The sequence below is a fragment of the Pseudomonas sp. S2_A05 genome, from assembly GCF_054668485.1.
In genome coordinates this window covers 4,875,001-4,895,840 of record NZ_CP162775.1, presented here as the reverse complement: position 1 = coordinate 4,895,840, position 20,840 = coordinate 4,875,001, and the positions used below count along the sequence as shown (strand labels likewise).

Annotated in this window: 13 protein-coding genes, 3 rRNA genes and 1 pseudogene (1 of these 17 running past the window's edge); 10 read left to right on the top strand and 7 right to left on the bottom strand. The window is 58.9% G+C overall.

Annotation, left to right across the window (positions count from 1 at the left end):
• The first annotated feature begins 97 nt into the window (after positions 1-97).
• Positions 98-436 carry a hypothetical protein gene (locus tag AB4O12_RS22350; RefSeq protein ID WP_016772279.1) on the top strand — a complete coding sequence of 113 codons (339 nt, stop codon included), beginning with the start codon at positions 98-100 and terminating at the stop codon, positions 434-436.
• Positions 437-645: 209 nt separating this feature from the next.
• On the opposite strand, the gene lapD is transcribed toward AB4O12_RS22350, so the two are convergent.
• Together lapD and lapG are read right to left on the bottom strand one after the other, a co-directional pair.
• Positions 646-2,592, bottom strand: a complete 1,947-nt coding sequence (gene lapD, locus AB4O12_RS22345) for a cyclic di-GMP receptor LapD (RefSeq protein WP_252868571.1) — start codon at positions 2,590-2,592, stop codon at positions 646-648.
• Between the two features lie 14 nt (positions 2,593-2,606).
• Positions 2,607-3,299 carry a cysteine protease LapG gene (gene lapG / locus AB4O12_RS22340; RefSeq protein ID WP_056786901.1) on the bottom strand — a complete coding sequence of 231 codons (693 nt, stop codon included), beginning with the start codon at positions 3,297-3,299 and terminating at the stop codon, positions 2,607-2,609.
• A gap of 196 nt (positions 3,300-3,495) precedes the next feature.
• On the opposite strand from lapG, the gene AB4O12_RS22335 reads away from it, so the two are divergent.
• From AB4O12_RS22335 to AB4O12_RS22315, 5 genes are all read left to right on the top strand, one after another.
• On the top strand, positions 3,496-4,206 hold the full coding sequence (locus tag AB4O12_RS22335; RefSeq protein WP_056786898.1) for a GntR family transcriptional regulator: 711 nt from the start codon (positions 3,496-3,498) through the stop codon (positions 4,204-4,206).
• A 701-nt stretch (positions 4,207-4,907) separates the two neighbouring features.
• Positions 4,908-5,684 (top strand): DUF3050 domain-containing protein, encoded by a 777-nt coding sequence (locus AB4O12_RS22330; protein ID WP_236169884.1) that lies wholly within the window; start codon positions 4,908-4,910, stop codon positions 5,682-5,684.
• A complete protein-coding gene (locus tag AB4O12_RS22325; protein ID WP_460059745.1) occupies positions 5,681-6,610 on the top strand; it encodes a diiron oxygenase in 930 nt (309 codons plus the stop codon). The genes AB4O12_RS22330 and AB4O12_RS22325 overlap by 4 nt, the downstream gene beginning before the upstream one ends.
• 10 nt (positions 6,611-6,620) lie before the next feature.
• Positions 6,621-10,013 carry a non-ribosomal peptide synthetase gene (locus AB4O12_RS22320; RefSeq protein WP_460059744.1) on the top strand — a complete coding sequence of 1,131 codons (3,393 nt, stop codon included), beginning with the start codon at positions 6,621-6,623 and terminating at the stop codon, positions 10,011-10,013.
• A 22-nt stretch (positions 10,014-10,035) separates the two neighbouring features.
• Positions 10,036-10,503: an SRPBCC family protein gene (locus AB4O12_RS22315; protein ID WP_457264746.1), complete on the top strand. Its 468-nt coding sequence runs from the start codon at positions 10,036-10,038 to the stop codon at positions 10,501-10,503.
• Positions 10,504-10,630: 127 nt separating this feature from the next.
• Here the strand turns inward: AB4O12_RS22315 and AB4O12_RS22310 are convergent, their stop codons facing one another.
• Positions 10,631-11,416, bottom strand: coding sequence for a methyl-accepting chemotaxis protein (locus tag AB4O12_RS22310; protein ID WP_370593577.1), 786 nt, complete (start codon positions 11,414-11,416; stop codon positions 10,631-10,633).
• A gap of 117 nt (positions 11,417-11,533) precedes the next feature.
• Positions 11,534-12,511 (bottom strand): annotated as a pseudogene (locus AB4O12_RS22305) (cache domain-containing protein); the annotation flags it as partial.
• A gap of 311 nt (positions 12,512-12,822) precedes the next feature.
• Between AB4O12_RS22305 and AB4O12_RS22300 the strand changes: the two are divergent.
• From AB4O12_RS22300 to AB4O12_RS22285, 4 genes are all read left to right on the top strand, one after another.
• Positions 12,823-13,323 (top strand): sigma-70 family RNA polymerase sigma factor, encoded by a 501-nt coding sequence (locus AB4O12_RS22300; RefSeq protein WP_041479723.1) that lies wholly within the window; start codon positions 12,823-12,825, stop codon positions 13,321-13,323.
• Positions 13,323-14,324, top strand: a complete 1,002-nt coding sequence (locus AB4O12_RS22295) for a FecR domain-containing protein (protein ID WP_460059743.1) — start codon at positions 13,323-13,325, stop codon at positions 14,322-14,324. The genes AB4O12_RS22300 and AB4O12_RS22295 overlap by 1 nt, the downstream gene beginning before the upstream one ends.
• Positions 14,325-14,411: 87 nt before the next feature.
• Positions 14,412-16,913 (top strand): TonB-dependent siderophore receptor, encoded by a 2,502-nt coding sequence (locus AB4O12_RS22290; protein ID WP_150637821.1) that lies wholly within the window; start codon positions 14,412-14,414, stop codon positions 16,911-16,913.
• Between the two features lie 75 nt (positions 16,914-16,988).
• Positions 16,989-18,167, top strand: a complete 1,179-nt coding sequence (locus AB4O12_RS22285; protein ID WP_095181160.1) for a PepSY-associated TM helix domain-containing protein — start codon at positions 16,989-16,991, stop codon at positions 18,165-18,167.
• A gap of 66 nt (positions 18,168-18,233) precedes the next feature.
• On the opposite strand, the gene rrf (AB4O12_RS22280) is transcribed toward AB4O12_RS22285, so the two are convergent.
• From rrf (AB4O12_RS22280) to AB4O12_RS22270, 3 genes are all read right to left on the bottom strand, one after another.
• Positions 18,234-18,349, bottom strand: a 5S ribosomal RNA gene (gene rrf / locus AB4O12_RS22280).
• Between the two features lie 105 nt (positions 18,350-18,454).
• Positions 18,455-18,570: ribosomal RNA gene (gene rrf / locus AB4O12_RS22275) — 5S ribosomal RNA — on the bottom strand.
• A gap of 154 nt (positions 18,571-18,724) precedes the next feature.
• Positions 18,725-20,840: ribosomal RNA gene (locus tag AB4O12_RS22270) — 23S ribosomal RNA — on the bottom strand; it runs 778 nt beyond the window's last position.

The following is a 20,840-nucleotide window of genomic DNA, read 5'->3' as shown; positions in this document are numbered from 1 at the left end:
AATGTAGCGGTGACGATTTCATCGGCGCCCCGCATACTGGCCCGCAGTTGGCTATGCTGCTGACAGCATGACGCTGTTCATTTGTGAGGGATGCTCAATGTTTTACGTGCAACGCGATGCGCAAGGCCAGTTGATTCGCGTGGAAGCTGCGGCGTACGCCGAGGCCACGGAAACGCTGCCCGCCGATAACCATGAGATTCAGGCGTGGTACGCCAACGAAGCCGTGGAAAACAGCCTCAAACAGCTCAAGCAGAGCGACTTTGAAATGATTCGGGTACTCGACGACCTGATTCAGGTGCTGACCCAGAAAGGCGTGATCCGCGTCACTGACCTGCCAGCGGCGGCCCAGGCCAAACTGATGGATCGTACCCAGGCACGTGAAGCGCTGGGCGGGTTGAGCCAGTTGATCGATGAGGATGAGGGCGGGTTGATCTGATCCTCCCAGGATCCAAAGCTTACCCTCACCCCAGCCCTCTCCCGGAGGGAGAGGGGGCCGATCGAGGTGTCTTGCGCTATCCATCGACCTGAGAGATCGAGTCGATTTTGGATTCAGTGGAGCTCTTGCACGTCGGCGTATCTCGTAAATATCCCACGGTCAGTCCCCTCTCCCTCTGGGAGAGGGTTAGGGTGAGGGCGCTTATTGGCTCACCCCCAAGGCTTCGGCTCACCGAGCAACTGCCCCTGCACGCCATACAAGCCCATCTCGCGAATCACTGACAACTCCCCTTCAGTCTCGACCCGCTCGGCAATCAGCGGCAGATCGATGCTGTGCGCCGCGCGCTGGATCGCTTCGATGAACAGGCGCTTGTCGCTCTCCTGATCGATCGCCCGAATGTAGCTGCCATCGATCTTCAAATACGCCAGACCCAACCGCGCCAGGTTGCCGATCATGCTGAAGCGCCCGCCGAAGCGCTGCAGGCTCAGCGAGAAGCCAAGCTCGCGCAGGCGTCGGGTCAACTGCTCCAGCACGGCCTGTTCAGGCAATTGCTCCTCACCGATTTCCAGAGTCAGACGCGCGCCGAGATTGGAATGCGCGCGCAGAATTTCGAAGACTTTGTTCAGCGCCTGCGGGTCGGCCAGCGTCGCCGAGGACAGGTTCAGCGCCAGCGAATCCTCGTGCCCTTTCATCTGATCAAGCACGCGTTCGAGCATCAGCCGATCAAGCCGCGCGGTCCAGCCGAAGCGCTCCAGCCACGGCAGAAAGCGCCCGGCGGGAATGGTCTGGCCCTGCTCGTCGAGCAAGCGCGACAGGACCTTGTAATGCAGCACCAGTTGCGTGTCCTGCGCGGCGACCACCGGCTGGAAATACAACTCGAAACGCTGCTGACTCAAAGCCTGATCCAGCAGTCGATGCCAAGCGTGATGGTCGTCACCGACCTCCGCCACCAGACTCTGATCGATGCACGCCCAATTCTGCTCGCCCTGCCCTTCGGCCTGCGCGAGTGCCTGATCGCCCAGTGTCAGCACCGCTTGCGGGGAGTCGCCGTGAGCGAAGGGCGCTAGCCCGATCGAAGCCACCGCTGGCACATCAGTCGCGCCAGTGGCATGCAGGCTGCTCAAGGCATTGTCGAGATTCTGCGCCAGCTGCAGCGCTTCCTCACGCACCAGCCCCGGCGCCAGCACGGCGAATTCACCGCCGCGAATACGCGTGACCAAGTCCTGGGTTTGTGGATATCTGGCGCACTCGCGGGTCAGTTGCTCACCGACAGCCTTGAGCAATTGGTCGGTACGCTGGCCGCCGAGACGCTGGTTGAGCCCGGCCAGATCCTTGACCCGCAACAGCAGCAAATAACCGGAACTGGCCTGCTCCGGGTTGCTCACACGGTTGTTCAGTTGCATCTCGAAATAACGACGGTTGGCCAGGCCGGTGAGGTTGTCCTGATAGGACTCGGTACGCAGTTTTTCACTGCGCTCGGCCTGCTCCTGGAACAATGTCTTGAGCTTCTCGACCATCTGATTCATCGCCTGCACCACGCGACGCAATTCAGGCGTGCGCGGCAGATCCGGCAGGCTGAGAAATTCGCGGCGGGCAATCGCATGGGACTGCTGGACCATGTAATCGAGCGGCTTCAACTGCCGACGCAGCAACAGCGCGCCGAGCACCGCACTCAATGCGCCGCAGATCAGCAACCAGCCAAGGCTGCCCAGTGCGCTCTGCCACAGCTTGGCCACGGCGAACATCGGATGGCTGACCACCTCGACCCGCGCCGCCTGCTCCCAGCCACGGCTGACCAGCGCATCGCCACCCGCCGGTTCGAGGCCGATCAATTTGACGAACCAGTCCGGCACGTTGCTCACCGCCGGGGTACCGCTACGCTCGACAATGGTCTGCTCGGTCTTCACGTCGACCACGCGGATGCTCGCGTAATAACCGCTGTCGAAAATCGAACTGACCAACAGCTCGACCATCGCCGGGTCGTCGATATTCGGCGTCAGCGACAACGCCAGCGCCGTCGCCGCGTCCTGTGCGTGGGAGCGCAACTGGTTGACGTACTGGGTGCGCGAGCTCTCCAGGCTGACCATGAAGCTGCCGGTGAAGGCCACGACCAGGAACAGACAGATAGCGATCAACAGCTGTTTGAACAAAGACATCTGAGCGCGTGCTCCTAGTTAGTCGTCTCGACCGGGAAACCTTCGGCCTGCATTTTTTTCAGCACATCCTGCCAGCGTGACAGGCGTTTGGTGTCGCCGACCTTTTTGTTGCCCTTGGCGCCGGGCAAATACAGGCCTTCGGCATTGAAAGAGTAGACCGGCAGCAAATCGGTTCGCTGCGCCGCCGGCTGGATCGGATCGATCAGGCTGTCGAGCACCAGCGGCATGGCATCGGGGGTCGCATAGTACGTCAACACCATGTGCGCGCGGTTCTGCCGCAGCGCCTTGACGTAGGTGATGCGCAGCTTGTCACTGGAAACGCCGAGATGGCGCAGGCTGAAATACTTGGCGATGGCGTAGTCTTCGCAGTCGCCGGCGCCCTTCCACAGCGCTTCGATCGGGGTTTCCCAGTAATCCACTTCGCGCCACAGATCGATGTCTTCGACGTAACGCACCTGCTTGTTGAAGAACAGGTTCACCACTTTGAGCTTGTCCATCTCACTGGCCTGCTTCTGCGTCGCCAGCAGATTCTGCCAGGCATCGATGCGCTGCTGCCCGGCGCCCAGTGGCCCATAAAGAGCAGTGGCCTTGCGGCTGATCGCGGAAAAATCCCAATCGGCGTGCAGACCGCCCAGCATGACACCGGCCAGCAGCAATGCGCAGCCAAGCCAGCGCAAGGTCCGAGGGATCGCGAAACGTACCGCCACTGCAGGTTTCCAGATGGGTAAAAAGGAGGCGTTTGATGGTGAAGCTTAGCCCGGCAAAAAACAATGGCACCGTGAGATCATCGAAGACCCGCTAGACTTGAGATTGCCGCGCAACGTTTTACAAGGTTTGACAACCTGTAGAGCAATCACTAGTGTCATTTGGATCCAAATATTGCGACCTACAGGGTGTGTTGTCGTGACTCAGAAGCCCAAACCGCTGCACAGCATCAAAGTCGAAGGACCGATTCCTGCGCATCTGGCCCGGTCGGTGATTGAAGAGACCCTGCGCTCGGCCATTCTCGATGGCCGCCTGCCCTGTGGCACTGCGCTGCGCCAGCAGGATCTGGCCGATCTGTTCGGGGTCAGCCGCATGCCGGTGCGCGAAGCCTTGCGTCAGCTCGAAGCGCAAGAGCTGCTCAGCGTCACCACGCACAAAGGCGCCGTAGTCGCGCCACTGATCCAGGGCGATGCCGCTGAAACCTACGAGTTGCGCATTTTGCTCGAATCGGAGGCATTGCGGCAGTCCATTCCGCTGCTGACTGAGGCCGAGCATCAACTCGCCGCCGGCTACATCGAAGAACTGGAAGCGCAGCACGACTACAACGAGATCGGCCGCCTCAACCGTCTGTTCCACATGGCCCTGTACAGCAAGGCGCCCAATCAGCGACTGCTGCGTCTGGTGGAAGACGGTCTGAATGAAGAAGAACGTTTTCTGCGTTTCAATCTGGAAGCCATGGGCCTGGGCAAGCTGTCCCAGGATGACCATCGCGCCATGCTCCAGGCCGTGATCGAGCGGGACATCCCGCGCTCGCTCGAAATGCTGGAGCAGCACCTCAACCGTGGCGTCGAGGTCATCACCCGCTACCTCGCGACTCCCGCCGCACAGAAGCGCCACACCGCACGCTGATATCTCGTACGTCGAATAATCCCCTTACAAATCTTCGCGACCGCTCTGCTGCCGGGTCTGGCAGCGGATCGGCGTGCCCGCTGGCGACCGCCCCGACCCTGCCGACGCGTTTCCGCTGCCCGCCGATGACCAATCGGTAATAGCCCTGACGGCAATTTACCCGCACTCTTCCAGCGCCACCCCTACAGAACGGGGACGCGCCGCCCTGACGGCACAGTCCCCGCAACAGGAACCTACGGAAGGAGCCTTGTCACGGGAAACAGGAAGTCATGGCGCCGGTCCCGGCCAACTTTCGCCCCCTTTGAATTCATAAACTTCCCTTGTTTAAAAAGTTGCTTCGAGTGAGGCATTCACTCTTGTTATCGATTTTGGCCGTTATTAGCCGAAAGGAGTAACTACGCCCAAATAAAACTTGATCCGAAAGTTTTATCGGCCACTCTCATATTCAAAAAACAGCCAACTTAAAATAATTAAAAATAAACTTGTTAAATGCATTTGCCCTGTATTAGTTTTTCTCTCGCCAGGTTTGAACGTCGCCGTTCAGCGCGGCATACCTTACGCAGCAGATGTAGCAACCGTGGCGCCGCAACGGCGTTACACCGCAATCAAGCTATTGCCCGGACAAGTTCCCATCCAACTTGCTCGACCGTTTAAAGCAATGGCAAAGAACCGTGCACTTCATATCAATGATAAAGGACATCATGATGCCTACTAAGCAGCAACTCGCCCTGAAGAAAGCCGAACTGAGTATTCACCCGATCTTTTCCGAGATTACTTCGTTATCGGTATTACGCCGTTTCATGGAAACCCATGTATTTGCCGTATGGGACTTCATGTCGCTGACCAAGCGCCTGCAACAGGAACTGACCTGCACGCGTTTGCCCTGGTTGCCGCCGCGCGATCCCCACGCCGCTCGGTTGATCAACGAGATCGTGCTGGGCGAGGAATCGGACGATCGCCTCGATGCCGGCCATTATAGCCACTTCGAGTTGTACCTGGATGCGATGCGCGAAATCGGCGCGAGCACCTCGGCGGTGGAGCGCTTCGTCGCGTTGCAGCGCGAAGGCGTGAGTTATGACGTCGCATTGCAAAGCGTCGACGTCGACCCGGCGGCGGCACAGTTTGTTCGCGATACCTTGCGCATTGCCCTGGAGGCGCCGGGACACAGCGTTGCCGCCGCGTTCCTGCACGGTCGCGAGAGCGTTATTCCGACGATGTTCCAGCGCATCCTTGATGACTGGGGCATCGGCATCGAACAGGCGCCGACCTTCCGCTACTACCTGCAACGGCATATCGAAGTCGATTCCGAAGACCATGGCCCCGCCGCCGAACAGTTGCTGGAGCGTCTGGTCGATGGCGATCCGCAGCGCGCAGCCGAGGTTTACGCCAGCGCCATCGCTGCCGTGGAAAGCCGCATCGCCTTGTGGGACGGGCTGCGCTTGAGCATGGGCGTGGAAGTTGCCGAGGTGGCCCAATGAACGCTGCCGACTATCAATCCTTCGCCGAGGCCTGGGAAAGCCGCGCGACCATCCGCACCCGTCCACGGCGGTTGCTCGAAGACGATCAGCGCTTGATCTATCCACTCAGCCGCCAGCCGCTGGTGCTCAGCGAAACCTTCCTGCGTGAATGCCCGCAACAACGTGATTTCGCCCTGGTGCAGACGTTGTACAAATTCATCAATGACGTAGTGATTTTCGAGACCGAAATCGTCGACAAGACCGCCCGCAGCATTGCCAAGAATCGCTTCGCCGTGGCGTTCCCGTTCGCCTGTCGTTACGACGCGATGACCGTGGTGGTCGATGAGGATTACCACGCGCTGGTGGCCATGGATTTCATGCAGCAAACGGTGGCACTGACCGGTATCGAACCGATTCCGTTGCCCGACGAAATCGAATTGAGCCGGGCGATTCCCGCCGCTGTTGCGCTGGCGCCGGAACACCTGCGCAGCGCGGTGGAACTGATCTGCGTGGCGATCGCCGAAAACACCGTGACCGGTGATGTCGCCGCGTTCGCCCGCGACGATTCGGTCAAGCCGTCGATCAAGGGCCTGATGGCCGACCACTTGCTCGACGAAGGTCGCCACTCGAGTTTCTGGGCGCGGATGGTGCGCATCTATTGGCACACCGCCAGCGACGCAGACCGCGAAACCATCGCGCAGATTCTGCCGGTGTTCATCGGCCATTACCTGACCAACGACATCCAGAAGTCCTTCGATTTGCGCCTGATCGATGCGCTGCCGGTCAGCGAAACCACGCGCCATTCACTGCGCGAAGAAATCGCCGGACTGGCCTTCCCGATCAATCGCCACCACCCGCTGGTGGGCAACATCGTCAGGTTTTTCCACAACAGCTCGCTGCTCGACACACCGTGCGTGCAGCACGCGCTGCGCGACTATCTGGTTTGAGGAGGCTGACATGAAACGTCTCGACATTTTGCTCACCGGCGCCAGCCAGGCCATGACCGATCTGGCCCGGGAGCTCGAACAGCATGGCCATGCTGTGACCCGCAGCGGCGTGGCTCAAACGGCGGTGGATCTGATCATCGACGATGGTTTTATCGCTGCCGGCGACTTCTGCGCGATCCCGCATCTGCACCTGCGCCTGGGTGTCGCCGCGCAAGACCATGGCGGCCTGCCGACCCTCGACTTGCTGTGCTTTCTCGGCTCGTCGCTGATCAGCCGTGTGCCGATTGGCGATGAGCCGTCCGGCAACGGTCAGTCGCTACGCCAACGAGCGCTTGCCCATGTGGTCGATGAGGTGGCGTTGCTGGTCAGCCGCTTTTCCCGCGATGCCGATTATTTCCGCCATGCCCCTGCGCTGATCGCGCCGGATTTCGAACGGCTGGAAGACCTGCTGTTTATCGACAAACTGGCGTATGTCCACCGTCTCAACGACACGGCAAACCCGGCGCTGCTGCAACAAGCGCAAATCCCGCTGATCGAGCGCCTGCAACAGAGCCTGATCGAACATGCCGAACGACCTGCCCTGCACCTCGGCGGACAGTCCATCAGCTACCGCCAGTTGCACGCCCACAGCCGCGCGATTCAACAGCGCCTGCTGCCCTTGCTCGAGCAACATTCGCAGCCGTGGGTGGTCGCTGTCTGCCAAGGCAAAAGCCCGGCACTGTTCGCCTCGATTCTGGCGATTCTCGGCAGCGGCGCGGTGTACTTGCCGCTGGAGCCGAGCCATCCGTTGCCGCGCCAGCAATACATCCTGGAAAACGCCGGCGCGGTGCTGTTGCTTCACGATGGACGGCAGGCGCTCAGCGAATCGATAGCGGGGCTGGATGTCAGTGACATCGAAGCGCCGAAAGCCGATCTCGATCGGCCGCTGATGCAGCACCGCCCGGAACTTGATGCGCCGTGCATGGCGCTTTATACCTCGGGCACCACCGGGCATCCTAAAGGCGTGCTGCTCAGCCAGGCCAATCTCGCCCACTTCACCGCGTGGTACGCCGACTACGTGCAGTTGCACGCCGGAAGCCGGGTGTTGCAGTTCTCTTCGCTAAGCTTCGATTCGTCACTGATCGACATCTTCCCCAGCCTGCTCGCAGGGGCGGAACTGGTCGTGCCCGACGACACCCAGCGCCGCGATCCATTGCAGCTGGTTGCGCTGATTCGCCGACGGCAACTGACCCACGCCTTCCTGCCGCCGGCATTGTTGAGCATCCTGCCACTGGAGCAACTGGAGGGCGTGCAGGTGATGACCGGCGGTGATGTCTGCGAGCCGTACGTCATCGAGCAACTGACCCGCCAAGGCACCCTGCACAACCTGTATGGCCCGACCGAAGCCACCGTGCTGATCACCGCGCGCCAGCTCAAACCGGGCGACAGCAACCGCACGCTGGGAGGGCCAATCGCCAACAGTCGGGTGCTGATTCTCGACGACGATCTGCAACCGGTGCCCGATCAAACCGTCGGTGAACTGTTCATCGTCGGGCCTGGTGTCTGCCTCGGTTACCTGAACAATCCGCAGCAGACCGCCGAGCGCTATCTGAACCTGTCCTTGCCCGGGGGCGAGACCCTGCGCGCCTATCGCAGCGGCGACATGGCCCAGTGGGGCGAGCACGGTATCGAGCTGTGCGGGCGGCGCGACAATCAGGTGAAAATCCGTGGCTTTCGCGTCGAGCCGGAAGAGATCGAGCGCTGCCTGCGCGAGAGCCGCTTGTATCGGCAGATTGCCGTGGTCATCGACAGTCAGCGACGCATTCTGGCGTTTATCGCCCAGCCACAAATCGAGACTGCCCGCGACGAATTGAAGGCTCACGCCCGGCAGTTTCTGCCGGACTACATGCAACCGGTAGCGTGGACTGAACTGGCGCAGATGCCGTTCGCCAGCAACGGCAAAGTCGATCGCAACGCGCTGCTTGCATTGCCGGTGACGGTGCAGGACAGCGCTGCGAAATGCCTGCCGGCCAATGCTGACGAAGCGCTGCTTCTGGAGATCTGGGCCGAATTGCTGGAGCTGCCGACCAGCGACATTTCCACTGACGAAAGCTTCTTCAATCTCGGTGGTCATTCGATTCTGCTGTCGCGGATGTTGCTGCGCTTGCGTGAGGAATTCGGCCGAAGCATTTCGATCAATCGCTTCATCGAACAGCCGACCATCAGCAAACTGGCGACGCTGGTGCGCGGCACCGACGACAGCGCGGTACTCAGCGCCCAAGCCATGGCCGACGCCGAGCGCGAGCTGGATATCGAACCGTTACCGATCAGCCGCATGGGCGATGTGCACAAGGTCATCGTCACCGGTGCCAACAGTTTTGTCGGCGTGCACATCGTCGAAGCGCTGCTCGGTTGGGGCGCCAGCGAGGTCGCCTGTCTGGTACGTGATAGCGCCGGGCAAACGGCGACGCAACGCTTCGCTCAGGCACTGCGCGAAAACCGTCTGGAGCACCTCGATCTCAGCCGTGTGCGGGTTTACGCAGCTGATATCAGTCGCCCGCAACTGGGCCTGGGCGATGAGGATTATCAGCGCCTGGACCGCGAGTTCGGTGCACTGGTACACAACGCCGCCAACGTCAACCACGTGCTCGATTACGAGTCCCTGGCGGCGGACAACGTCGAGCCGATTTTCGCCCTGCTGAAGCTGTGCGAAGGGCAGCGCAAAAAGCTCTTCAACTTTGTCTCGACGCTGTCGGCATCCAGCACCGTGGATGACGCCGGTCGAGTGCTGGAACTGCCCGCCGCCGCGACGCCGCCGATCTACATTCGCAACGGCTACAACCTGTCGAAATGGGTCGGCGAACGCATTCTCGAACGGGCGCGCGAGCAGGGTGTGCGGGTCAATCTGTATCGCCCCGGCAACATCAGCTTCAACAGCCTGAGCGGCGTTTGCCAGCCGCACAAGAACCGTTTGATGCTGATGCTCAAGGGCTCGATCCAGCTCGGTCAGGTACCGGCCTTTGCGCTGAATTTCGACCTGATGCCAGTGGACTTTCTCGCCCGCTTCATCGCCTTCCATGCCAGCCGTTATTCAGCGGATCGTGCGGTGTTCAACCTGCACAACCCCGAGCCGCTGAGCTGGGATGCCTACGTCGCTTCGTTCCGCGAAACCGGTAGCGAGTTTGCGCTGGTCAGCGTCGCCGATTGGCAACAGCAACTGAGTCGGGTCGACGCCGACAACGCGCTGTTCGGCGTGCTCGGTTTCTACCTCAACGGCTTTGAAGAAGACATCGGCGACATCTCGCTGATCGGCCACGCCAACGCCGAGGCCGGCGTGCAGCAGATGGGCGCGCACTACCCGCAGAAATCCCCGGCGCTGCTGCGTCGCGGCTGCGACTACCTGAAAGAAATCAACTTCATCTGACTCATCCCAAAGGAGCAACACCATGAGCAATCTGCAACCCGACACCCTGATCAAAAACCCGCAAGGCTGCCACGTTGTGTCGTCGGTGGAAGTGCCGGCGGACGCGGCAAAAGTCTGGGCGATCGTTGGCGATTTCGCTGGCTTCGAACGATTCATTCCGGCGCTGTCGCACACCGAAATGACCGGCGAGGGCGTGTCTTCGCTGCGCAAGAAAATCTTCAAGGACGGCAACGTCGTGGTCGAACAACTCAACTCGCGCGATGAACAGGCACAGCGCATGACCTGGACGACGATTTACAACACCCTGGGGGTGGCGAATCTGTGGGCGGCAATGCAGGTGGAATCGCTGAGCGAAGGGAAGTCGCGAGCGACCTGGACGATCATTGCCGAACCGGCTTCCGGTGGGGAAGAGGCGTTGCCGGGATTCAGGGAATTCGTGCAAGGGTTTGCCGATGATGCGATGGGGAATGTCTTGAAGTTGTTTGTTTAAGGCATCGGTTTGGCGGTGATTGAACCGCCGCTTTCGCGAGCAGGCTCGCTCCCACATTTGGAATGCATTTTCCCTGTGGGAGCGAGCCTGCTCGCGAAGAACGATAACGCGGTCTGCGATCTGTGAATCAGATCTTGAAGCTGTCGACCAACTGCTTCAACCGGTTCGCCTGCTGCGACAACGCATCACAATCCTTCAACGTTTCGTTGAGGTTGGCCACGCTCTGCTGGTTCAACAGGTTGATCTGGTTGACGTCGACGTTGAGAGTTTCCACCACCGCAGTCTGCTCTTCAGTCGCAGCTGCCACCGACTGGTTCATACCGTCGATTTCGCCGATGCGCTGGGTCACGCTGACCAGACGCAGACCGGCCTGATTCGCCACTTCCACGCTTTGCTCGCTGGACGCCTGACTGGCGTTCATCGTGCTCACCGCCTCACGCGAGCCGACCTGCAGCGAGGTGATCATCTTGTGGATCTCTTCCGCCGATTCCTGGGTGCGATGCGCAAGGTTGCGCACCTCATCGGCGACCACGGCAAAACCGCGCCCGGCTTCACCGGCACGTGCGGCTTCGATGGCAGCATTGAGCGCCAGCAGGTTGGTCTGCTGCGAGATGCCTTTGATCACATCGAGAATGTGGCCAATGTTGTCGGTGCTGGCGTTCAGGGTTTCGATCTGTGTGCACGACAGGCTGATTTTCTGCGACAGCTCGGTCATCGCCTGAATGGTTTGCTCGACCACCTGACGACCGTCGTCAGCTTGCTCGCTGGCGCCACTGGCGTGCTGCGAAGCATCCGCCGCGTTGCGCGCGATCTCCTGAGTAGCGGCGCCCAGCTGATTGATCGCCGCCGCGACGCTGTTGGTGCGCGCACTTTGCTCGTCGGAACCGACGATCGAAGCGTTGGACGACGCCATCACCCGTTGCGACAAGTCGTGAACGTGACGAGTCGCCGACGACACTTCGGAAATCGATGCGTGAATCCGTTCAACGAACTGGTTAAACGCGCTGCCCAGTTCACCGAACTCGTCTTTGCTCTCGACCACCAGACGCCGGGTCAGATCGCCCTCGCCCTGGGCAATGTCTTTCATCGCGCGGCCCATGGTGGTCAGCGGACGCATCAACACGTTGATCAACAGGCTCAGCAGCAAAGCAATCGCCGCGACCGCGACAAACATCGCGATCAGCGCTGAGGTGCGGAATTGGCTGAGGGCGGCATAGGCCTTGTCGCGATCGATCGACAGACCGATGTACCACTGCGCATTCGGCAGATCGCTGACCGGGGTGAACGAAAGAATGCGCTCCTGACCGTTGAGCACGACGTTCTGGTTGCCCTTCTCGATGCGCACGCTGGTGTTCGGGTAGATGTCCTTGAGGTTTTTCATTACCTGATCTTTGTCCGGGCTGACGATCACCTGACCGTCAGCACTGACCAGAAACGCATGGCCGAGGCCACCGAAGTCCACCGAGTTGATGATCTTCACCAGGGTTTCCAGGCTCAGGTCACCACCGACCACACCGAGCAATTCACCGTCCTTTTTCACCGGCATGGCGATGGTCACCACCAGGCCACCGACGGCCGCCATGTACGGCGGGGTCAGCATGGTTTTGTCGGCGGCCACGGCCTGCTTGTACCAAGGCCGCTGACGCGGATCGTAACCGTCCGGCATCTTCGCATCGGGACGCTGGGTGAAGACACCGTTGGCCTGCCCGACATAAGTGAACTGGAAATTCGAAGTGAAGGCCGGTTGATCGACAAGGCCCGGCAAGTCGGCATTCCTGCCTTGATGGGCAACGTTCTGCGCGAGGTTTTCCAGCACCAGAATCCGTCCGCTCATCCAGTTCTGCACGCTGCTGGCGGTGAGGTCACCGGCCTGCTGCACAGAGGACTGCAGATTCTGGCGAATGGTGTTTCGCTGCAAGTAATCGTTGTAGAGCGTGAACAGCGCGAACGCCAGGACGACGACGCCCGAAGCGGCCAGGAGGATTTTATGGCTGAACTTGAGATTCATTTCATGGGACTTCTTATGCCAAAAGTGGGGATGCGTTCCGGTTGCAACATTCCATGTACAGCGCAGGCAGCGTTCTTCTGGCCGCTCTACTTTGGTGCACGCATTTCTCACCAGTCTGTCGGCCAACGGCGGAGAAATCTTAGGGCCGCGTGAGAAATGGACGCTTTCTGGACAGGATTCCCGCCGGACGGCGTGCCAGAGCGGCTGCGAGGGAATTTTTCACAACCGCCATAGGGACGACGGTTGCAAAATCTGTAACCCTTGATGACAATGCGACTAATTATCATTTGTGACGTTCGGGCTGGCGTGTCATGTCTTCACCTGAGTTGGTCGTACAGGCGCTTTACGGTAGTCATCACGGCTGGCTCAATGCTTGGTTGCGCGCGCGGCTGGGCAACGCAGCGGATGCGGCGGATCTGGCTCAGGACACTTTCCTGCGCCTGCTGCAACGTACTGAACGCCTCGAACTCAAAGCGCCTCGCGCTTTCCTGCGGACCATCGCGCGCGGCCTGGTGATCGATCATTGGCGTCGCGAGGAAATCGAGCGGGCCTATCTGGAAACCATTGCTCATTTGCCTGAAGGCGAAGTACCTGACGCCGAATCGCGCGCGTTGGTGCTGGAACTGCTGGAAAGCATTGCGCGCATGCTTGAGGGGTTGAAGCCGAAAGTGCGTCAGGCGTTTCTCCTGGCGCAGTGCGAAGGTTTGACTCACAAACAGATCGCCGAGCAGTTGGGCGTGTCGGTACGTTCAGTGGAACGCTACGTCGCCGATGCGCTGTATCACTGCTATGTGTTGCGATATGAAAGCTGATGCCTGTGGATAATCTCTCACTCGGTCGCCGCGTCGAACCGCGTCACCACGTGGTCAAGCAAGCGATTCACTGGCTGCTGCGGCTGCGCAATAACCACGGTAATTCGCGGCTGACTCGCCAATGCGAGCAGTGGCGCGCCGAGCATCACGAACATGAAATCGCCTGGCAGCGGGTACAGTCGCTGCAAGCCGAATTGAGCTCCAGTCTGCGCGCCGTGCCGGGTGCGCAGGTCGCTTTCAATACCTTGGAAAACAGTGCGCAGGGGCTGGGCCGACGCCAGGCCTTGAAGTTGTTGTCGGGCGCGCTGTTGATGGGCTCCGCCGCGTGGCTGGCCAAGGACAGCGCCGCTTGGCAGCAATGGAGCGCCGACTACGCGACGGCGACCGGCGAACGGCGCGGTTTCCAGTTGCCCGACGGCACGCGCATCGAACTCAATACCGCCAGCGCCGTGGACCTGGATTACACCGCGCAGCAGCGCCTGATCAAACTGACCCGTGGCGAAATCATCGTTACCTGCGGCGGCTCTGACGAAGGCGCGGCATCCGATCGACCGCTGCGCGTACAGAATCGCCACGGGAGTTATGAACCGTTCGACGCGCGTTTCATTTTGCGTCAGGACGATCAGTGCACGCGGCTCAGCGTTACCCGCGGCCGAGTGTTGGTTCGCGCTGGCGGTCATTCCCTCGAAGCGCTCGCCGGGCAAAGTTTTCTGGTCAACCAAAGCGGTTTGCGCGCAGCGCCTACGCCGGATATGGATGCGGGCGCCTGGCTCGACGGTTTGATCGTCACGCGCAATATGCGCCTGGGTGATTTTCTTGCTGAAGTCGCCCGTTATCGCCCGGGGTTTCTGAGTTGCGCGGCGGATATCGCAGACTTGCGCCTCTCTGGGGTGTTCCGTCTGGAGGACACCGACAGGCTGCTGGCGGTCCTGCCGCAGACGCTGCCGGTGCAATTGCGTTATCGCACCCGTTGGTGGGTGACTCTGGAGCGTGCGGTCTGAACATTTTTTGGCGGGTTTTCGCAGGCAGTCCGGCTTAGTCAGTAAGCACTTCAACTCAGCCCCCGCGACTGCCTACGGAAATCCACAATGACTGTCCGCGCCACTTGTAAGAACCCTCTGAATTTCACTGCAGAATCGACACTGCTGCGCCATGCGGTTCGGGCCGCACTGCTGACCACCGCGCTGGGCGTCAGCGTGTTACCGAGCCTGAGTCTGGCCGCCAACACCGGCACCGAGATCAGCCACCGCTACAACATTGCTGCCGGGCCATTGGGCGAGGCGTTGAATCAGTTTGCCCGGCAGGCCGGTATCACCCTGGCGATGACACCGCAACAGACTCAAGGTCAGCAATCACCCGGCGTGCAGGGTGAATATTCGACCGACCAGGCCTTGAGCCATTTGCTCGGCAGCTCAGGGTTGGAAGCCGTCAGCCAGGACGGCAGCAGCTACATTCTGCGCCCACTCGCTGAAAGCGAAGCTCTGGCCTTGCCGACCACTGATATCAAAGGTTTTGCCCTCGGCAACGCGCTGGGCAGCATGGCCGGCTACAACGCCACGCACAGCCAGATCGCCACCAAGACCAGTACCGCATTGCTGGAAACCTCGCAAAGCGTATCGGTGGTCACGCGCGAGCAAATGGATGACCAAGGCTCGCAGACCGTCTCGCAAGCGATGCGCTACGCCCCGGGCGTGCTGACCAACCCGTATGGCGCTACGCACCGTTACGACTACGTGGCGATGCGCGGTTTCAACGACGGCTCGGTGGACAACATCTACCTCGACGGCCTCAAGTCGATGGGCGACAGCGGCACCTACAGCACCATGCAGGTCGATCCGTATTTCCTTGAGCGTGTGGACATTCTCAAAGGCCCGTCGTCCGTGCTGTACGGCCGCAGTTCGCCCGGAGGCCTGGTCGCATTGACCAGCAAAAAGCCGTTGTATGAGGCCTACCATCAGGTGCAGGCGACAGTGGGGACGCAAGGCCAGCGTGGGGTTGGTTTTGACTTCAGCGGTCCGGTCGATGACGACAAGCGCATTGCCTATCGTCTGACCGGACTAAGCGATCAGTCCGACACGCAATTCGACCATAACAAGGAAAAACGCTTCGCCCTTGCGCCGACGCTGAGCGTCGATTTCAGCGAAGACACCTCGCTGACTCTGCAAGCCTATCTGCAGCACGATCCGGACGGCGGCTATCACGGCGGCGTTCCGGCGGACGGCACAGTCCATCAGCGCAATGGCGAGCGCATCTCGCCGCGCTTCTTCGAGGGCGAGCCGGGGATCGATGGCTACTCCCGTGACCAGCAGTCGTTTGGCTATCAGTTCGAACATCGCTTCAACGATGTCTTCACCGCCCGGCAGAACTTCCGCTATCTCGATTCCAAAGTGAACATGGATCAGGTCTACGCCTATGGCTGGACCACCCCGACCAGCAATGAACTGAACCGCTATTACACCGGCGGTGATGAGCGCCTGCATGCGTTCATCGTCGACAACATGTTGCAGGCCGAATTCTTCACCGGCGCGACCAAGCACACGGTGCTGATGGGCGCGGATTATCAACGGCGCAAAACCGTGGTCGACTGGACCAGTGGTGGACTGGCGCCGATCAATGCGTTCAATCCGGTATACGGCAACTCGGCGATCGAAATGTACGGCGACACCAGCTATCTGCGTCGCCTCGAACAGACCGGTGTGTACCTGCAAGACCTGATCGAGATGGACAAGTGGCGCTTCTCGCTGGGCCTGCGTCAGGACTGGGTCGAGACATCCGATGAAAACCGCATCGCCGAAGCGGGGCGTCCGGTTGGTACAGAAATCAATGATCGGCGCACGAAACTCACTGGCCGCGCCGGCGCGTTATACCTGTTCGATAACGGTCTGGCGCCATACATCAGCTACTCCGAGTCGTTTAACCCGAACTCCTATGCCGACAGCGCCGGTAATCCACTCGCCCCTACCGATGGCACACAGTGGGAAGTCGGTTTGAAGTATCAGCCGCCGGGCACCGATAACCTGTTCACCGCCTCGCTGTTCCGCATCGACCAGGAAAACCTCGCGACCAAACTGCCGCAGGAAAACTTCTATCGCGCGGTCGGCGCCGTGCGCTCGCAAGGTCTGGAGCTGGAAGCGCATATGCAACTGACCGATAACTTGAAAGTGCTCGGCAGTTACACCTTCACTGATATCGAATATTCCAAATCGATGATCAGCACCTTGAGCACGCCGACCGATGTCATCGAGAACAAGGGCAACTCGCCAACTCAAGCGCCGCGCCACATGGCCTCGCTGTGGGCTGACTACAAGTTCGACAGCGCCGCACTTGATGGGCTGCGCCTGGGTGGTGGGGTGCGCTATGTCGGCTACAGCTGGGCCGATGCGGAGAACACGATGAAGGTGCCGTCTTACACGCTGTTCGATGCCTCGATTGGTTATGACCTGGGCAAGGTCGGCTTGAAGGGTGTGGATGTACGGCTCAACGCGAACAACCTGACCAATGAATCCTATGTCGCGTCCTGCGCCAGCCTCAACTTCTGCTACATGGGCGAAGAACGCAACGTAGCGGCGACCGTCAGCTATCAGTTCTAAAGCATTGTTCTGTGCATAAAAAAGCCAGCCCCTGATATCAGGGGCTGGCTTTGTCGTTTCTTCGGGGTGTTTTGTATGCGTGCGTTTCTGGTTTTATTGCATCGATATATCGGCCTGGCCATTGCGGTGTTTCTATTGCTGGCGGGCCTTACAGGCAGTGTGCTGGCGTTCAATCATGAACTGGATGAATGGCTGAATCCGCAATTCTATAAAGCGACGTCAGTGGGTGAGCGCCTGCCGCCCGGCGCGTTGGTAGAGGCGGTGCAAACTGCACATCCGAAACTGCAAGTCTGGTACATGGAGTATCCGCAGGAGGCGGGGCATACGGCGCTGCTGGCGGCCGTTCCGCGTAAAGATCCGGCGACGGGCCAGCCGTTCGATGAGCGCAATCAGGTGTTCTATCTGGACCCGATCAGCGCGGAGCAAAAAGGCGCGCGCTACTGGGGTGAATGCTGTTTTCAGCGGGAGAACTTCATCCCGTTCATTCTGGAGTTTCACTACAACCTGACATTGCCGGGTAACTGGGGATTGCTGTTGATGGGTGGGGTGGCGATCGCGTGGGTGATCGACTGCTTTGTCGCATTGTTCCTGACCTTGCCGCGCGGCAAGCCCTTCTGGAAGAAGTGGGCGACTGCTTGGAAGGTCAAAGGCGGGCATGCCTACCGCTTGAACTTCGACCTGCATCGCGCCGGAGGATTGTGGTTGTGGCTACTGCTGTTACCGATCGCCGTCAGCAGCGTAGCAATGAACTTGCCGAGCCAAGTGTTCAAGCCTGCGGTTTCTTTGTTTTCGCCCATCGAGCCGAGCGTTTATGAAGCCAGAGGACGAATGCCCGCCAATCAACTGGGGACGACACAGTTGAGCTATCAACAGGCGTACGAAAGGGCATTGCAGGAAGGGGAACGATTAGGACTGACGGCCGCGATCGGCGAGTTGTATTACAGCTTTGAGTACAACTTCTACGGCGCAGGATTTGGACAGCACGATACGGACGCTCACGGTAAATCCTGGTTGTTCTTTCACGGTACCGATGGCCGATTATTGGGACAGGAGGTCGCGGGACAGGGCACGCTTGGAGAGCAGTTCTATCGACTCCAGTTGCCCATACATGGGGGACGGATCATCGGGGTGACAGGGCAGGTAATGATCGCGGTACTGGGTGTGTTGATTGCGGGGTTGTCAGGGACGGGCGTTTATATCTGGTGGCGCAAGTGGCGGGCAAGACGCAGCAGCAAGACTCGCAGAACGGCATGATCTTTCGTACACGCTTAAATGACAAAACCCCTGTCTGCGTTAGCAGACAGGGGTTTCGGAATTCAATCTTGACGATGACCTACTCTCACATGGGGAAACCCCACACTACCATCGGCGATACATCGTTTCACTGCTGAGTTCGGGATGGGATCAGGTGGTTCCAATGTTCTATGGTCGTCAAGAAATTCTTTATCTGGCCCGTCAACACGGTAACAAACCAGCAAAAACAGGAACTTCTACTAAAACAAAACCCCAACTGCTTTCGCAATTGGGGTTTCGGAATTTAATCTTGACGATGACCTACTCTCACATGGGGAAACCCCACACTACCATCGGCGATGCATCGTTTCACTGCTGAGTTCGGGATGGGATCAGGTGGTTCCAACGCTCTATGGTCGTCAAGAAATTCGGGTACTGACTCGGGACCGGATGGCCTCGCTTCAGAAAATTGGGTATGTGACAGCTAGGTGTTTGTGAATTTCGAACTTTCGGTTCGTTTCGTCTTCACACACCGCAATCTGGTGCCTTTTCAGGTCAGCAAATTGCTTGGGTGTTATATGGTCAAGCCTCACGGGCAATTAGTATTGGTTAGCTCAACGCCTCACAGCGCTTACACACCCAACCTATCAACGTCGTAGTCTTCGACGGCCCTTCAGGGAACTCAAGGTTCCAGTGAGATCTCATCTTGAGGCAAGTTTCCCGCTTAGATGCTTTCAGCGGTTATCTTTCCCGAACATAGCTACCCGGCAATGCCACTGGCGTGACAACCGGAACACCAGAGGTTCGTCCACTCCGGTCCTCTCGTACTAGGAGCAGCCCCTCTCAAATCTCAAACGTCCACGGCAGATAGGGACCGAACTGTCTCACGACGTTCTAAACCCAGCTCGCGTACCACTTTAAATGGCGAACAGCCATACCCTTGGGACCGGCTTCAGCCCCAGGATGTGATGAGCCGACATCGAGGTGCCAAACACCGCCGTCGATATGAACTCTTGGGCGGTATCAGCCTGTTATCCCCGGAGTACCTTTTATCCGTTGAGCGATGGCCCTTCCATACAGAACCACCGGATCACTAAGACCTACTTTCGTACCTGCTCGACGTGTCTGTCTCGCAGTCAAGCGCGCTTTTGCCTTTATACTCTACGACCGATTTCCGACCGGTCTGAGCGCACCTTCGTACTCCTCCGTTACTCTTTAGGAGGAGACCGCCCCAGTCAAACTACCCACCATACACTGTCCTCGATCCGGATAACGGACCTGAGTTAGAACCTCAAAGTTGCCAGGGTGGTATTTCAAGGATGGCTCCACGCGAACTGGCGTCCACGCTTCAAAGCCTCCCACCTATCCTACACAAGCAAATTCAAAGTCCAGTGCAAAGCTATAGTAAAGGTTCACGGGGTCTTTCCGTCTAGCCGCGGATACACTGCATCTTCACAGCGATTTCAATTTCACTGAGTCTCGGGTGGAGACAGCGCCGCCATCGTTACGCCATTCGTGCAGGTCGGAACTTACCCGACAAGGAATTTCGCTACCTTAGGACCGTTATAGTTACGGCCGCCGTTTACCGGGGCTTCGATCAAGAGCTTCGCGTTAGCTAACCCCATCAATTAACCTTCCGGCACCGGGCAGGCGTCACACCCTATACGTCCACTTTCGTGTTTGCAGAGTGCTGTGTTTTTAATAAACAGTCGCAGCGGCCTGGTATCTTCGACCGGCATGAGCTTACGGAGCAAGTCCTTCACCCTCACCGGCGCACCTTCTCCCGAAGTTACGGTGCCATTTTGCCTAGTTCCTTCACCCGAGTTCTCTCAAGCGCCTTGGTATTCTCTACCCAACCACCTGTGTCGGTTTGGGGTACGGTTCCTGGTTATCTGAAGCTTAGAAGCTTTTCTTGGAAGCATGGCATCAACCACTTCGTGTTCTAAAAGAACACTCGTCATCAGCTCTCGGCCTTAAGATCCCGGATTTACCTAAGATCTCAGCCTACCACCTTAAACTTGGACAACCAACGCCAAGCTGGCCTAGCCTTCTCCGTCCCTCCATCGCAATAACCAGAAGTACAGGAATATTAACCTGTTTTCCATCGACTACGCTTTTCAGCCTCGCCTTAGGGACCGACTAACCCTGCGTCGATTAACGTTGCGCAGGAAACCTTGGTCTTTCGGCGTGGGTGTTTTTCACACCCATTGTCGTTACTCATGTCAGCATTCGCACTTCTGATACCTCCAGCAAGCTTCTCAACTCACCTTCACAGGCTTACAGAACGCTCCTCTACCGCATCACCCGAAGGTGATACCCGTAGCTTCGGTGTATGGTTTGAGCCCCGTTACATCTTCCGCGCAGGCCGACTCGACTAGTGAGCTATTACGCTTTCTTTAAAGGGTGGCTGCTTCTAAGCCAACCTCCTAGCTGTCTAAGCCTTCCCACATCGTTTCCCACTTAACCATAACTTTGGGACCTTAGCTGACGGTCTGGGTTGTTTCCCTTTTCACGACGGACGTTAGCACCCGCCGTGTGTCTCCCATGCTCGGCACTTGTAGGTATTCGGAGTTTGCATCGGTTTGGTAAGTCGGGATGACCCCCTAGCCGAAACAGTGCTCTACCCCCTACAGTGATACATGAGGCGCTACCTAAATAGCTTTCGAGGAGAACCAGCTATCTCCGAGCTTGATT

Excerpts from the sequence above, each read along its gene's own strand:
- AB4O12_RS22350 (WP_016772279.1), top strand. The coding sequence starts at position 98 with ATGTTTTACGTGCAACGCGATGCGCAAGGCCAGTTGATTCGCGTGGAA.
- AB4O12_RS22310 (WP_370593577.1), bottom strand. The coding sequence starts at position 11,416 with ATGGCGTCGTCCAACGCTTCGATCGTCGGTTCCGACGAGCAAAGTGCG.
- AB4O12_RS22300 (WP_041479723.1), top strand. The coding sequence starts at position 12,823 with ATGTCTTCACCTGAGTTGGTCGTACAGGCGCTTTACGGTAGTCATCAC.
- AB4O12_RS22320 (WP_460059744.1), top strand. The coding sequence starts at position 6,621 with ATGAAACGTCTCGACATTTTGCTCACCGGCGCCAGCCAGGCCATGACC.
- AB4O12_RS22295 (WP_460059743.1), top strand. The coding sequence starts at position 13,323 with ATGCCTGTGGATAATCTCTCACTCGGTCGCCGCGTCGAACCGCGTCAC.
- AB4O12_RS22285 (WP_095181160.1), top strand. The coding sequence starts at position 16,989 with ATGCGTGCGTTTCTGGTTTTATTGCATCGATATATCGGCCTGGCCATT.
- AB4O12_RS22330 (WP_236169884.1), top strand. The coding sequence starts at position 4,908 with ATGATGCCTACTAAGCAGCAACTCGCCCTGAAGAAAGCCGAACTGAGT.
- AB4O12_RS22315 (WP_457264746.1), top strand. The coding sequence starts at position 10,036 with ATGAGCAATCTGCAACCCGACACCCTGATCAAAAACCCGCAAGGCTGC.
- lapD (WP_252868571.1), bottom strand. The coding sequence starts at position 2,592 with ATGTCTTTGTTCAAACAGCTGTTGATCGCTATCTGTCTGTTCCTGGTC.
- AB4O12_RS22290 (WP_150637821.1), top strand. The coding sequence starts at position 14,412 with ATGACTGTCCGCGCCACTTGTAAGAACCCTCTGAATTTCACTGCAGAA.
- AB4O12_RS22325 (WP_460059745.1), top strand. The coding sequence starts at position 5,681 with ATGAACGCTGCCGACTATCAATCCTTCGCCGAGGCCTGGGAAAGCCGC.